Annotated in this window: 13 protein-coding genes; 6 read left to right on the forward strand and 7 right to left on the reverse strand. The window is 53.7% G+C overall.

From position 1 onward, the window contains the following. Nucleotides 1–15 precede the first annotated feature (15 nt). The 3 genes from kduI (at nucleotide 16) to araE (ending at nucleotide 3,397) form a co-directional block, all read left to right on the forward strand. Nucleotides 16–852 (forward strand): 5-dehydro-4-deoxy-D-glucuronate isomerase, encoded by an 837-nt coding sequence (gene kduI / locus HVX72_RS03995; RefSeq protein ID WP_042288966.1) that lies wholly within the window; start codon nucleotides 16–18, stop codon nucleotides 850–852. Between the two features lie 57 nt (nucleotides 853–909). Next, entirely contained in the window at nucleotides 910–1,671 is a 762-nt protein-coding gene (gene kduD / locus HVX72_RS04000; protein ID WP_042288962.1) for a 2-dehydro-3-deoxy-D-gluconate 5-dehydrogenase KduD, read from the forward strand. 316 nt (nucleotides 1,672–1,987) lie between these two features. Next, complete coding sequence (gene araE / locus HVX72_RS04005) at nucleotides 1,988–3,397, forward strand: arabinose-proton symporter AraE (RefSeq protein WP_060569447.1); 1,410 nt, start codon at nucleotides 1,988–1,990, stop codon at nucleotides 3,395–3,397. Between the two features lie 123 nt (nucleotides 3,398–3,520). On the opposite strand, the gene HVX72_RS04010 is transcribed toward araE, so the two are convergent. The 5 genes from HVX72_RS04010 to HVX72_RS04030 all read right to left on the reverse strand — a co-directional run bounded on the left by HVX72_RS04010 (nucleotide 3,521) and on the right by HVX72_RS04030 (nucleotide 8,571). Beyond that, entirely contained in the window at nucleotides 3,521–4,807 is a 1,287-nt protein-coding gene (locus tag HVX72_RS04010) for an ABC transporter substrate-binding protein (protein ID WP_060569446.1), read from the reverse strand. A gap of 14 nt (nucleotides 4,808–4,821) precedes the next feature. Further along, a complete protein-coding gene (locus tag HVX72_RS04015) occupies nucleotides 4,822–5,949 on the reverse strand; it encodes an ABC transporter ATP-binding protein (protein ID WP_181822586.1) in 1,128 nt (375 codons plus the stop codon). A 12-nt stretch (nucleotides 5,950–5,961) separates the two neighbouring features. Continuing rightward, nucleotides 5,962–6,864 carry a carbohydrate ABC transporter permease gene (locus HVX72_RS04020; protein WP_042288951.1) on the reverse strand — a complete coding sequence of 301 codons (903 nt, stop codon included), beginning with the start codon at nucleotides 6,862–6,864 and terminating at the stop codon, nucleotides 5,962–5,964. Beyond that, nucleotides 6,857–7,747 (reverse strand): sugar ABC transporter permease, encoded by an 891-nt coding sequence (locus HVX72_RS04025; RefSeq protein ID WP_042288949.1) that lies wholly within the window; start codon nucleotides 7,745–7,747, stop codon nucleotides 6,857–6,859. The genes HVX72_RS04020 and HVX72_RS04025 overlap by 8 nt, the downstream gene beginning before the upstream one ends. Before the next feature lie 497 nt (nucleotides 7,748–8,244). Next, nucleotides 8,245–8,571 (reverse strand): cupin domain-containing protein, encoded by a 327-nt coding sequence (locus tag HVX72_RS04030; protein WP_042288945.1) that lies wholly within the window; start codon nucleotides 8,569–8,571, stop codon nucleotides 8,245–8,247. 413 nt (nucleotides 8,572–8,984) lie between these two features. Between HVX72_RS04030 and wzz(fepE) the strand changes: the two genes are divergently transcribed. Further along, nucleotides 8,985–10,109: an LPS O-antigen length regulator Wzz(fepE) gene (gene wzz(fepE), locus HVX72_RS04035; RefSeq protein ID WP_042288943.1), complete on the forward strand. Its 1,125-nt coding sequence runs from the start codon at nucleotides 8,985–8,987 to the stop codon at nucleotides 10,107–10,109. Nucleotides 10,110–10,201: 92 nt separating this feature from the next. Beyond that, a complete protein-coding gene (locus HVX72_RS04040) occupies nucleotides 10,202–10,894 on the forward strand; it encodes an aspartate/glutamate racemase (protein ID WP_042288941.1) in 693 nt (230 codons plus the stop codon). On the opposite strand, the gene HVX72_RS04045 is transcribed toward HVX72_RS04040, so the two are convergent. Continuing rightward, a complete protein-coding gene (locus HVX72_RS04045; RefSeq protein WP_181822587.1) occupies nucleotides 10,881–11,816 on the reverse strand; it encodes a LysR family transcriptional regulator in 936 nt (311 codons plus the stop codon). The genes HVX72_RS04040 and HVX72_RS04045 overlap by 14 nt on opposite strands. 117 nt (nucleotides 11,817–11,933) lie before the next feature. Between HVX72_RS04045 and lysA the strand changes: the two genes are divergently transcribed. Then, nucleotides 11,934–13,196 carry a diaminopimelate decarboxylase gene (gene lysA / locus HVX72_RS04050; RefSeq protein ID WP_181822588.1) on the forward strand — a complete coding sequence of 421 codons (1,263 nt, stop codon included), beginning with the start codon at nucleotides 11,934–11,936 and terminating at the stop codon, nucleotides 13,194–13,196. A 28-nt stretch (nucleotides 13,197–13,224) separates the two neighbouring features. Here the strand turns inward: lysA and HVX72_RS04055 are convergent, their stop codons facing one another. Beyond that, nucleotides 13,225–14,259 carry a LacI family DNA-binding transcriptional regulator gene (locus HVX72_RS04055; protein WP_181822589.1) on the reverse strand — a complete coding sequence of 345 codons (1,035 nt, stop codon included), beginning with the start codon at nucleotides 14,257–14,259 and terminating at the stop codon, nucleotides 13,225–13,227.

The following is a 14,259-nucleotide window of genomic DNA, read 5'->3' on the forward strand; positions in this document are numbered from 1 at the left end:
ATACTGGAGGTAAATGTGGACGTAAGACAAAGTATTCACAGCGCGCACGCCAAAACACTGGATACCCAGGGGCTACGCAAAGAGTTTTTAGTTGAGAAAGTGTTCGTGGCTGACGAATACACCATGGTTTATAGCCACATTGACCGCATTATCGTTGGCGGCATCATGCCTGTGGCGAAAACGGTGTCTGTCGGCGGCGAAGTCGGTAAGCAACTGGGTGTGACCTACTTTCTTGAGCGTCGTGAACTGGGCGTGATCAACATTGGCGGCGCGGGAACCATTACCGTTGACGGCCAGTGCTACGAAATCGGCCATCGCGACGCGCTGTATGTCGGCAAAGGGGCGAAGGAAGTGGTTTTCGCCAGCGTCGACAGCGCTACGCCCGCCAAGTTCTACTACAACTGCGCTCCGGCACACACCACATACCCCACCAAAAAAGTGACGCCAGCCGATGTTGCGCCGGTCACGCTCGGTGACAATCTCACCAGCAATCGCCGCACTATTAATAAATATTTCGTGCCGGATGTGCTGGAAACCTGCCAGCTCAGCATGGGGCTTACCGAACTGGCGCCGGGTAACCTGTGGAATACCATGCCGTGTCACACGCATGAACGCCGCATGGAAGTGTACTTCTATTTCAATATGGAAGAAGACACCTGCGTCTTCCATATGATGGGGCAGCCTCAGGAAACTCGCCATATCGTAATGCACAACGAGCAGGCGGTCATTTCTCCGAGCTGGTCGATTCACTCCGGGGTGGGTACCAAAGCCTATACCTTCATTTGGGGAATGGTGGGTGAGAACCAGGTCTTCGATGACATGGATCACGTTGCGGTAAAAGATCTCCGCTAGTCGCGGGCGCGTACAACGCCTGTCCGTGACAGGCATGAATAATATTAAGGATTTACAATGATTTTGAATGCATTCTCACTCGAAGGTAAAGTCGCGGTAGTGACCGGTTGCGACACCGGCCTGGGCCAGGGCATGGCGCTCGGCCTGGCGGAAGCGGGCTGCGATATCGTCGGGATTAACATCGTTGAACCGACGGAAACGATCGAACGCGTTACTGCGCTGGGACGTCGCTTTTTAAGCCTGACCGCTGACCTGCGTCAGATCGACGGCATTCCGGCGCTGCTGGAGCGCGCGGTGGCTGAATTCGGTCATATCGATATTCTGGTAAACAACGCCGGTCTGATCCGTCGCGAAGATGCGATCAACTTCAGCGAGAAAGACTGGGATGACGTGATGAACCTGAACATTAAGAGCGTGTTCTTTATGTCTCAGGCTGCGGCGAAGCACTTCATCGCGCAGGGCAACGGCGGCAAAATCATTAACATCGCTTCGATGCTTTCCTTCCAGGGCGGCATCCGCGTACCGTCTTATACCGCGTCAAAAAGCGGCGTGATGGGCGTAACCCGTCTGATGGCGAACGAGTGGGCGAAGCACAACATCAACGTGAACGCGATCGCTCCTGGCTATATGGCGACCAACAATACCCAGCAGTTGCGCGCTGACGAACAGCGTAGCGCGGAAATTCTCGACCGTATTCCGGCGGGTCGTTGGGGGCTGCCAAGCGATCTGATGGGGCCGGTGGTTTTCCTGGCTTCCAGCGCATCTGATTATATCAACGGCTATACCGTCGCGGTTGACGGCGGCTGGCTGGCGCGTTAATCCGTCTGGCGTGAGCGCTGAAACCCTGCCTTCGGGCAGGGTTTTTTTTTATCACTTCGTGAGCATAGTCCATACTCAGATTAGTCATTAATCCATACGCCACACGGGCAGTTTTCATTGTTATTTATTAAAAGCATTAATAATCATAAAGATATAAAATCCAGCCAGATAAACAAATATTTTTGAAAGTGTAATGTCCATCACATAACGCTACTGCGTAGCCATTTCGTCCATGTTTATGCCGTTTCCTGCCTGACACCTCGCTGACGAATACCGTACTTTTTGATCATGTCTTACTCTGTTGTGGCAGGAAAAAATGGTTTCAATCAATAATGACTCTGCTTTAACGCTGCGCGATACGCGCCGCATGAACCTGTTTGTGTCCGTCTCGGCTGCCGTGGCGGGTTTGCTTTTTGGTCTGGATATTGGGGTGATTGCCGGCGCGTTGCCGTTTATCACCGATCACTTTGTGTTGACCAGTCGCCTGCAGGAGTGGGTGGTCAGCAGCATGATGCTCGGCGCGGCGATTGGCGCGTTGTTCAATGGCTGGCTCTCCTTCCGGCTGGGGCGTAAATACAGCCTGATGGCCGGGGCGATCCTCTTTGTCGTCGGTTCATTGGGATCGGCGTTCGCCACCAGCGTAGAGATACTGATCGTCGCGCGCGTGGTGTTGGGCGTCGCCGTAGGGATCGCCTCGTACACGGCGCCGCTTTATCTGTCTGAAATGGCAAGTGAACATGTACGCGGCAAGATGATCAGCATGTATCAACTGATGGTTACACTGGGCATTGTGCTGGCGTTTTTATCCGATACTGCGTTCAGCTACAGTGGCAACTGGCGCGCAATGCTGGGCGTGCTGGCGCTGCCGGCAGTAGTGCTGATCGTGCTGGTGGTTTTTCTGCCTAACAGTCCGCGCTGGCTGGCGCAAAAAGGTCGTCATATTGAAGCCGAAGAAGTACTGCGTATGCTGCGTGATACGTCGGAAAAAGCCCGCGAGGAGCTAAATGAGATTCGGGAAAGCCTGAAGCTGAAGCAGGGCGGTTGGGCACTGTTCAGGGTCAACCGTAATGTGCGCCGGGCGGTGTTCCTCGGCATGTTATTGCAGGCGATGCAGCAGTTTACCGGTATGAACATCATCATGTATTACGCGCCGCGCATTTTTAAAATGGCGGGTTTTACCACCACCGAACAGCAGATGATCGCCACGCTGGTGGTCGGTCTGACCTTTATGTTCGCTACCTTTATTGCGGTGTTCACCGTTGATAAAGCCGGACGTAAACCGGCGTTGAAAATCGGCTTCAGTGTGATGGCGCTCGGTACGCTGGTGCTGGGTTACTGCCTGATGCAGTTTGATAACGGCACAGCCTCAAGCGGCCTGTCCTGGCTTTCCGTGGGCATGACCATGATGTGTATTGCCGGTTATGCGATGAGCGCCGCGCCGGTGGTATGGATCCTGTGTTCGGAAATTCAGCCGCTGAAATGCCGCGACTTTGGTATTACCTGCTCAACCACCACGAACTGGGTGTCGAACATGATTATCGGCGCAACCTTCCTGACCCTGCTCGACAGCATCGGCGCTGCGGGCACCTTCTGGCTTTATACCGCGCTGAACGTGGCGTTTATCGGCATTACCTTCTGGCTGATTCCGGAAACCAAAAACGTCACCCTGGAACATATTGAACGTAAGCTGATGGCCGGTGAGAAGTTAAGAAATATTGGGGTGTGAGGTTATTGCCCGGTGGCGCTGCGCTTACCGGGCCTACCGATTATTGCAGGCACTGGCGCGCGTTTTACATCAACGCACAATTTGTAGGCCGGGTAGGCGAAGCCGCCACCCGGCAGGTTGATATCAACGCATCGCGCGTTTCAGGATACGTTCGGCCTGGCGCTGGAAGTCCGCTGCCGTTTCTTCCACCGTTTTCTGACCGTAGTCGATATACTGCAAAGAGGTGCCGAACTGCGCAACAATCTGCGGATCGTCAAAGTATGGCGATACGGTCAGTTTCGCCGGCAGAGACTGCGCCAGACGCAGGCCCGCTACCGACGGATCGTCCTCTTTGATAGTGCCATCCTGAGTCAGGATCGCGACTGCCGCTTTGCTCAGCGGCACGCCGCGCTCCAGTCCCAGCGTCTCGACGCCCTCTTTACTGTTCAGTAAGAAGTTGATCAGTTTCGCTGCTGCTTCCGGGTTTTTGGTGGACTTACCGATTGACAGCATCTGCGCCGGTTTAAAGAACAGACCCGCATCGGTCGCGCCCGGCAGCATCGGGTAATTACCCAGCTCCAGCTTCGCCGGTGGCTTCAGGTTGTCAGAGTATTTGGTGATGGTGGAGTTCCACATATAGGTACCGCCCCATTCACCCTGAATCCACGGCTTCATCTCGTACATGTTACTCTTACCAAATGACGCGTAGTATTTGGTGTCCGGCATCACGTGACTGTCGATCAGCTTTTTATAGGTCTGGAAAAATTCCACCCATTGCGCTTTGCTGTAAGAGAATTTTTTGGTTTTCTCATCGACCGCAGGAATGTTGTATTTCTGAATCATATAAGAATTCAGTAGCGCCAGCGTATCCTGATGCTCAAGCACCACCGGATAATATTGCTTACCCAGTTTACTCTCGAACGCTTTCCCCGCCGCCATCAGTTCATCCCAGGTCTTCGGGTATTCGACACCCGCTTTTTTCCAGGTTTCATCATTAAAATAGAATACGCGGGCGGTCACGGAGATCGGAATGCCGTTCAGCTTGCCGTTCACGGTGGTCGAACGTAATTCTTTCGGATCGAACTGGCTGAGGTCGATCACCTCTTTCATTTTGTTCAGATCGTAGAAGCCGTCACCGGTTTTCGAGAAGATCGGCAGCCAGTTCCAGTTGGTCTGCATCACGTCCGGCTCAGTGCCGCCCGCAATCTGCGTCGTCAGACGCGACAGGTGACCGTCCCAGCCGGTATATTCCGCCTTAACGTTGATATCCGGGTTTTGCTTGTGGAACGCCTCGAGGGCTTTCAACGTCACCTGATGGCGGCCATTGCCGCCCCACCAGGACATACGTAAATCGACGTTTTGCGCCATAGAAGGCATAGCAGTCAGACCCAGGGTAGCGGAGATAGCGGCGCTTAAGAGCACTTTTTTCATTTTTATAACTCCAGTCAGAGAGAGATGTTCTGTTCAGTTTTTGCGTCAAAGATATGACACTTATTCATGTCGAACGTGAAATACACTTTACGATGAAGTCCTTTTTCAATCATCGGCTTAGCTTTATCCGAAGGAATGCGGGCGGTCAGCTCGTAGTCAGACACTTTCAGGTAGACGAAGAATTCATGTCCCATGTTTTCCACGCGCACCATCTCACCGCTGCAACTTCCTTCGGTAAACGGCTCGTCAGAAAGCGCGACAAATTCCGGGCGAATACCGTAAAACACGTCCTGCCCCTGGCTGGCGGAAATTTTTTCCTGCAGCGTTTCGCTCAGGGGCAGCGTTTCGTTGCCAATGGTCAGCGCCAGACGTCCCGCTTCATCCACCAGTTTACTGGGGCGAATGTTCATTTCCGGCGCGCCGATAAAGCCCGCCACAAACATGTTTTTCGGCTTGTGGTAAAGGTTATCCGGCGTATCGACCTGCATGATATGCCCGAGCTTCATCACGCAGATGCGGTCGCCCATGGTCATCGCTTCGGTCTGGTCGTGCGTGACATAAACCGTGGTCGCCGGTTTACCTGATTTCTTTAGCTGCTTGTGCAGGTCGGAAATGCGGATGCGCATAGAGGCGCGCAGCTTGGCGTCGAGGTTCGACAGCGGCTCGTCGAACAGGAATACGTCTGGCTTCTTCACAATCGCCCGGCCAACCGCCACACGCTGCGCCTGACCACCGGAAAGCTGGCGCGGCAGACGGTCAAGCAACTCTTCCAGTTCGAGGATCTTCGCGGCTTCATTCACCTGCGCGTCAATCTGATCTTTTGGCATCTTGCTTAGCTTGAGGCCGAAGGCGAGGTTTTCGCGCACCGTCATGTGCGGGTAAAGCGCGTAGTTCTGGAACACCATCGCAATACCGCGCTCTTTTGGCGCCAGATTGTTCACGATCTTATCGCCGATGCGCACTTCACCGCCGCTAATGGTCTCCAGCCCAGCCAGCATTCGCAGGGTGGTGGATTTGGCGCAGCCGGATGGCCCGACGATCACCATAAATTCCCCTTCGGCGATTTTAAGGTCGATAGCATGTACCGCTTTGAAGCCGTTGGAGTACACCTTTTCCAGTTTGTTGAAAATCACTTCAGCCATGGTATTTCCCTCTTAACCTTTAATTCCGCTGCTGGTCACGCCCTGTACGAAGTAGCGCTGTGCCAGGAAGAAGACGATGATGGATGGCAGAATGGAGATACTCGCCATTGCCAGAATTTCGTTCCACGGCGCGCCTTCGGTGACGTCGATGGACATTTTCAGCGCCAGTGCGATCGGATATTTATCCACGCTGTAGACATAGATCAGCGGCCCGATAAAGTCGTTCATCGACCACATGAACTGGAACAGCGCAACCGAGATAATCGCCGGTTTCAGAATGGGCACCACCACGTACCACAGCACCTGGAAGGAGTTACAGCCGTCAATCTGCGCCGCCTCTTCCATATCACGCGGCACCCCGCGCAAAAACTGGATCAGCATGAAGACGAAGAACCCCTGAGTGGCGAAGGCCAGCGGCAGGTACAGCGGCATGTAGCTGTTCAGCATGCCCATTTCGCGGAACATCAGATACTGCGGGATCAGCAATACAGTGCTCGGCAACAGCATGGTGGCGATAAGGGTAGCGAACCAGAATTTCTTCCACGGGATCTCAAAGCGGGCAAAGCCGTAGGCCACGATGGTGGAAGAGATAATGGTCAAAATCACTTTCGGGATGACATACTTAAAGGTATTCAGCATGTAATGGCCAAAGGTGTATTCCGTACCGGTTTTCCAGCCGTTCACAAAACCGTCCCAGGTGGCGTGCGCGGGCCACAGACTCAGGGTGGTGAAGATCTCGTGGTTCGGTTTGAACGACGCCGAAAACATCCACACCAGTGGATACAGCATCAGCAGGCCGACGAAGAGCAGAATGATGTAGCGAACGGTGGCGTTGATTTTCTCACGGCGCAGGGTACGCGCCACTTCACGTTCAGCCACGCTCTGTGCTGATGTAATTTCCTGAATATCAGCCATTTTTGCCTCCCTTATCGGCAGAATAGAACACCCAGTATTTCGACGACTTAAAGGCGATGGCGGCAAACACCGCAACGACCAGGAACAGGATCCAGGCCAGCGCTGCGCCGTAGCCCATATCAAAGTATTTAAACGCGGTGTCGTAGATGTAGAGCGAGAACAGATAGGTGGAGTAGGTCGGACCGCCGCCGGTGATGACATACGGGCCGGTAAACTCCTGGAACGCTTGGGTGGTTTGCATAATAAAGTTGAAGAAAATCACCGGCGTAATCAGCGGTACGGTCACTTTCATAAACATCTGCCATTTTGACGCACCATCGATCATTGCCGCTTCATACTGCGACTGCGGTACGTTCTGTAACGCCGCGAGGAAGATCACCATCGCTGAGCCAAACTGCCAGACGCGCAGCAGGGTAACGGACATCAGCGCCAGCGACGGTTCGCCGAGCCAGTTCACTGGGTCGAATCCAAATACGCCAATAAAGCTATTCAGCAGACCGTCAATAGCAAACAGAGCGCGCCACAATACGGCGATAGCCACGGAGCTGCCGAGAATCGACGGGATATAATAGGCGGTGCGGAAAAAGCCTATGCCGCGTAATTTAAAGTTCAGAACAAATGCAATCCCTAACGCAAAGGCCAGTTTTAAGGGGATCGTTAAAAAGACATAGGCAAAGGTCACGCCCATCGATTTCCAGAACAGCGTGTCTTCGGTAAACATATAGCGATAGTTCTCCACTCCGTTAAACACCGGAGGGCTCATCAAATCGTACTCAGTAAAACTGAGGAAGAAAGATGAAACGAACGGAAAGGCGGTAAAGATAATCAGCCCGATGATATAGGGTGATATCCATGCCAGCCCAAGCATCCTGTTTTCATTCATAGCGACCTACCTGACGATGATTAGTAAAAAATGGAACCGGATGTTACCGACCACGCCCGGTCAAGACGGCGTAGTCGCCTGTGTTCTCTGCGTATTCGTTCTGTCAGCCTTCCTTGTTAGTCACTGATTTAGAATACTTTATTAATCTCAACCTTCAGCGCGGCTCGATTAAATGAACCGCCGTTCTTGATTTGTAAAACATCGTTTTAATTTATTTTATTGCTATTTGTTTCGCCGTCATTCACATAATGGTGGAAATGTGATCAAAGTCGAAACGGTGTTTCAAATAGGTGAGATGCTCATCATAATTGACATAAATACATCATGATTGCCGCTGCGCTATCGACATTTGCGGAAACCGGACACACCTCAAGGTTATAAAAACTAATATTATTAGCAATTATTAGTGAGCTAATTTGTGGGCGAGGAGGCAAAAAAAACCTTCCCGCAGGAAGGTTTGTGAGCTGCGTCGGCTGGTGGACGATGACGGCGCGGGCTTACGCTTTCAGGAAGTCTTCACGCACTGGCGTGAAGGTATCGAGCAATGTGCCAGGCTTGAGACAAACGCAGCCGTGCATTACGTGAGGCTTTTTGTAAAGGGTATCCCCTGCGCTGACGACGTGCTTTTCGTCGCCGATGGTGAATTCAAACTCGCCTGACAGGACATAGGTCAACTGTTCATGGGGATGATTATGCAGCGGGCCCACGGCCCCTTCTTCAAAGTTGACCTCTACAGCCATCATTTTGCCGTCATGGGCGAGAATCCGGCGGGTGACGCCATTGCCCAGATCTTCCAGCGTTGTCTCTTTATGAAAAATAAACATGCACGGATCCTGTTAATGTTTGAAACGGTGTTTCATTTAAATTAGCGCAGCCAGCCGAAAAAGAAAACGGCTGTCGGAACGAAGTGGAAAGTGGATCACAAGTTTGTGCCTCGCCGTTAAGGAGTTCCATGTGCCGGGAAAAGCTAAAATGGCGATTAATTTTGAATAAGTCAGGATATTAACCCACGTAACAGCGAGACTCGTATCGGGCAGGTCAGAAATACACGGGGTGAGCGGCGCTATACATAGTTTGACTTTATTTGAAAGTCAACTTTGAAATACTGCCAATAATGGTGGGGAGGTAGCAAATTTATAAAGATTTTGTTCAGAAAAATCTTATGTTCTTATATGATAAGCGTCGCCAGTGACATTTTATGCTTATATTTCATTTTAATAAGATCAGAAGAACCGATATGTCGACAATGGATATAAAGAAAAATACGGAACTTAATTTTGCCGACTACGCGCCGCCTGCGGTCAGGCAAAACGAGATCGATCTGCTGAGACTCGTAGAAATCCTCTTTTCCGCTAAAAATCATATTATTGCCGTTGTTTTCGCCTGTGCGCTGTTAGGCGCGGCAGTCTCATGGCTTTTACCGCAAAAATGGACCAGCCAGTCTGTTGTCACCCCGGCAGAGCAAACGCAATGGTATGACCTGCGGCAAACGCTGGCAGATTTACAGATACTGGGCGTCGAAATAAACATCTCGCGGGGCGATGTGTTTAATCTGTTTATTAAAAAGCTCCAGTCGCAGTCGTTGCTTGAGGAGTATCTTAAAACTTCGCCTTATGTCATGGGCCAATTGAAAGACGCGGATATTGATCCGTTGGCCTTACATCGCGCCGTGGTCAACGTATCCGAAAAGCTAAAAGTGACGAACAATGCGACGGCAAAAAATGCCGACAAAATGCCATATGACGCCTGGACATTAAGTTTTACTGCGCCCACGGCGAAAGATGCGCAAACCGTCCTTGACGGGTATATCGGTTGGGTTTCCGCGATTGTGCAGAAAGAAACCATGCAAAATGTGCGCAATGCGCTGGAGTTAAAAACGCGGATCATGAAAGAGCAACTGGCGCTGGATCACGTCCGCCTGACGAATGCGCATAACACCAATTTGCAGCGTCTGAGCTATTCGCTGGAGGTGGCCAACGCGGCGGGTATCAAGCAGCCGGTGTTCAGTAACGGCCAGGCGGTAAAAGACGATCCCGATTACTCCGTTACGCTGGGCGCTAACGGTATCGCCAGAAAATTGCAGATTGAAGAATCCCTACAAGATGTCGCGGAGTTGAACGCAGACTTTAAGAACCGTGAGTATCTGCTGGGGCAGTTGCAACAGGTCAGCCTCAATGACGTGAAATTTGCGCCGTTCAGATACCAGATGTCGCCTTCTTTGCCGATCCGAAAAGACGGACCGGGCAGGCTGATGATTATCACGCTCGCCATGCTGCTTGGCGGGATGTTTGCCTGCGGCGGCGTGCTGCTTCGTGAAGCGATCAAATCGCGTTCGGCGCAGATGATGCCGGTACTGGAATAACGTTGCGAGACTTGTCACTATGAAGGCGGCTTAACAGCCGCTTTTTTTATGGTTTACTTTCCCGGTTTTTCTCACTGATAAAGGAGCAGGTTATGAAGACAATTGGACTGTTAGGCGGTATGAGTTGGGAATCAACCATCCCTTATTATCGCTTGATCAATGAAGGGATCAAACAGCGCCTCGGTGGCCTTCATTCCGCCAGCCTGCTGCTGCATAGCGTTGATTTTCACGACATTGAAGCCTGTCAGCAACGCGGTGAATGGGATAAAGCGGGCGAGCTGCTGGCCGATGCGGCGCTGGGTCTGCAAAAAGCGGGCGCAGAAGGGATCGTTTTATGTACCAATACGATGCACAAAGTGGCGGAAGCCATTGAGTCACGCTGTACGCTGCCTTTTTTACATATTGCCGATGCGACCGGACGCGCGATTGCAGCGCAAGGACTGAGTCGCGTGGCGCTGCTGGGGACGCGTTACACGATGGAGCAGGATTTTTACCGTGGACGTCTGGAACAGCAGTTTGCCATCGAATGTCTGGTGCCGGAGGCGGAAGAGCGCGCGAAGATCAACACCATCATTTTTGATGAGCTGTGCCTCGGACAGTTTAGCGACGCATCACGCGACTATTATGTGCAGGTCATTGAGCAGCTGGCGTCTCAGGGCGCGCAGGGCGTGATTTTCGGTTGTACGGAGATTGGCCTGTTGGTCCCCGCCGAAAGAAGCCCCGTTCCGGTGTTTGACACCGCCGCCATTCACGCCGCGGACGCCGTCGCGTTTATGCTGTCATAACCGGCGCGGAAATTTTTTCCAGCGCGCGGGTAAACAGGGCGTGACCGGTTTGCAGATGGCGGCTGAACGCGTCCACCAGCGCTGACGAAGGGCGATGAAGAGGACGAATCAGGCTCACGGTAAACGGCACGCTGATACTGAACCGGCGAACCACCACGCCGCTTGCGGCATAATCCAGCGCGGTAAGCGGGTTGACGATAGACAGACCTGCACCGGCGCGCACCATTGCGCAAACCGACGCCGCGCTGTGCGTTTCCACAACCATGCGTCGTTTAACCTGATGTTCGTTAAACAGCGCGTCGAGTAACTGGCGGTAGCTGTCGGCGCGCGAAAGGCTAATATAGCGCTCGCCGTGGAAGTCCTGCGGCGTTAACACGGGTTTTTCCGCCAGCGGATGCCCCGACGGCAGTACGCACACCTCGTCCAGCGAGAATAATTCCGTCCGCTCGGTGCCCGCCGGGGTGTGCAGGGTTTCCGTTAATCCCAGATCATGGCGTTGGGCAGAGAGCCATTCCTCAAGCAACGGCGACTCCTGCGGCACAATATTCAGGCTTACGTCCGGGTAACGCGCGAGAAACGGTTGGACCAGCGCAGGCAACAGCGACTGGGAAAAGACCGGCAGGCAGACAACCGACAGTTCCCCCTGGCGAAATTCACGCAGGCTTTCCGCCGCGCTGACAATGCGATCCAGCCCATACCAGGAACGCTGCACCTCTTCGAACAATCGCAATCCCTGAACCGTCGGATGCAGACGCCCCCGGGTGCGGTCGAAAAGCTTAAGCCCAAGCACCTTTTCAAAGCGCGCCAGTTCGCGACTGACGGTCGGCTGTGAGGTATGCAATAACCGTGCAGCCTCGGTGAGGTTCCCGGCGGTCATCACCGCATGGAAAATTTCAATGTGACGTAAGTTAACGCTGGCCATAATCATCCCGCTGAAGTGAATCCATATCAGTTTTGCATAGAATACGTATGAAACGATATTTTTTATTGTCTTCAGGATGTGGCGTAATCCGTAAAAACATGATGTCCGGAGCCTGAAATGCCACATTCTCTTAATGCCTCTGATACCGACCTGACCGCTGAAAACCTGCTCAGGCTGCCCGCCGAGTTTGGTTGCCCGGTCTGGGTGTATGACGCGCAGATCGTTCGCCGCCAGATTGCCGCGCTGCAACAGTTTGATGTTGTCCGCTTCGCGCAGAAAGCCTGCTCGAATATTCATATTCTGCGTCTGATGCGTGAGCAGGGCGTGAAGGTGGATTCGGTATCATTAGGCGAGATCGAGCGCGCGCTGGCCGCGGGTTACGATCCGCAGACGCATCCGGACGATATCGTTTTTACCGCCGATGTGATTGATAACGCGACGCTGTCGCGCGTCAGCGAACTCAGCATCCCGGTGAATGCCGGTTCCGTCGACATGCTGGACCAGCTTGGTCAGGTCTCGCCGGGGCATCGCGTCTGGCTGCGTGTTAATCCGGGGTTTGGTCACGGTCACAGCCAAAAAACCAACACTGGCGGCGAAAACAGTAAACACGGTATCTGGCATAGCGATTTGCCCGAGGCGCTGGCCGTCATGCAGCGCCATCAGCTGAAACTGGTCGGCATCCATATGCATATCGGTTCCGGCGTGGATTACGGCCACCTGGAACAGGTGTGTGGAGCGATGGTGCGTCAGGTGATCGATTTTGGCCAGGATCTGCAGGCGATCTCCGCGGGGGGCGGGCTGTCGATTCCGTATCACGATGGCGAAGAAGCTGTGGACACGCAGCACTATTTTGGCCTGTGGAACGCCGCGCGTGAGCAAATCGCCCGTCACCTCGGGCACCCTGTAAAACTGGAGATCGAGCCGGGACGTTTTCTTGTCGCCCAGGCGGGCGTGCTGGTGACCCAGGTGCGCAGTGTGAAACAGATGGGCAGCCGTCATTTTGTGTTGGTGGACGCGGGTTTTAACGATCTCATACGCCCGGCGATGTATGGCAGTTATCATCACATCTCCGCGCTGGCGGCAGACGGACGCTCGCTTGCCAACGCGCCGCAAGTGGAAACGGTGGTCGCCGGGCCGCTGTGTGAATCCGGGGATGTCTTTACCCAACAGGAGGGCGGGAAAGTCGAAACTCGCGCGCTGCCAGCGGTTGTCCCCGGTGATTATCTGGTGTTACATGATACGGGAGCCTATGGCGCGTCGATGTCGTCGAACTACAATAGCCGCCCGCTGCTTCCGGAAGTGTTATTTGATAACGGCCAGGCGCGGCTGATCAGGCGTCGGCAGACAATAGACGAACTGCTGGCGCTGGAACGCATCTGAGGCGCATGCCGGAGGCGGCGCAAGCGCGTTATCCGGCCTGCGGCTGGCTGCCGCCGGTAAAATATGGCCCGGTCGTCACCGAATCGCGCAGCACTAAAGTGCCGGTAAACGGTGGGATAGGGGCCACCGCTTCGCCGTTCGCCATGCGGATCGCCTGGTCAATGGCGGTGGTGATCATGGTGTCGATGGGCAAATAAACTGTGGATAACCCCGGCTCAAGCCATTTTGCGCTCGGGGCATCGTCAAAACCAAACAGCGACACATCCTGAGGGATGCGTAACCCGGCCTGATGCAGCGCCTTGGATGCGCCCAGCGCCATATCGTCGTTACAGGCGAACAGGGCGCTGAATTTAATCCCTTCCGCAAGCAGTTCATGACAGGCGTCGTAGCCGCGGGTCATGCTGGCGTCGCCATACTTCACTTTCGCCGGATCCCAGGCGATACCGTTTTTCTCCAGTGCTTTACGATAGCCACGCAGACGTGACTTCCCGGTCGGCGTATGGCCGGGTACGGTAATGCAGGCGATCTCCCGATGCCCCTGCGAGATCAGATAATCGACCGCCTGAAACGCCGCCTCTTCCTGTTCAAAAAAGATTGCGCGCTCACGGGCCAGGGCCACCTCCCGGTTGATGATCACCAACGGCATCGGGATGGCGTCCGCCAGCGCCAGAATCGATTTCTCGCTCATATAGCGGGTGTAAAGAATAATCGCGTCACACTGGCGGTCGGCCAGCATCCGCACCGCTTCCTGTTCACGCTCCGGCGTATCGTGGCCGTCGGTCACGATGAGCTGTTTGCCGTGGGACTCGGTCTGCCGGGACGCCTGTTGCAGCAGGCGTCCAAAATAGAAACCGTCAAAGGTCGATACCACCAGGCCAATGCTGTTGCTGGTGCGATGCGCCAGCGAACGGGCGAGAAAGTTGGGCCGGTAGTCCAGCGCCTGCATCGCCTTAAAAACTTTCTGTCGGGTGCTCTCTTTAACCTGTCCGGTGCCGTTAAGCACGCGGGACACGGTGGCTTTCGACACGCCAGCGCGGCGGGAAACATCCAGCATTGTTGTCAT

It is taken from the genome of Citrobacter sp. RHB21-C05 (genome assembly GCF_013889015.1).
In the GTDB taxonomy this organism is placed as follows: Bacteria; Pseudomonadota; Gammaproteobacteria; order Enterobacterales; family Enterobacteriaceae; genus Citrobacter_A; species Citrobacter_A sedlakii.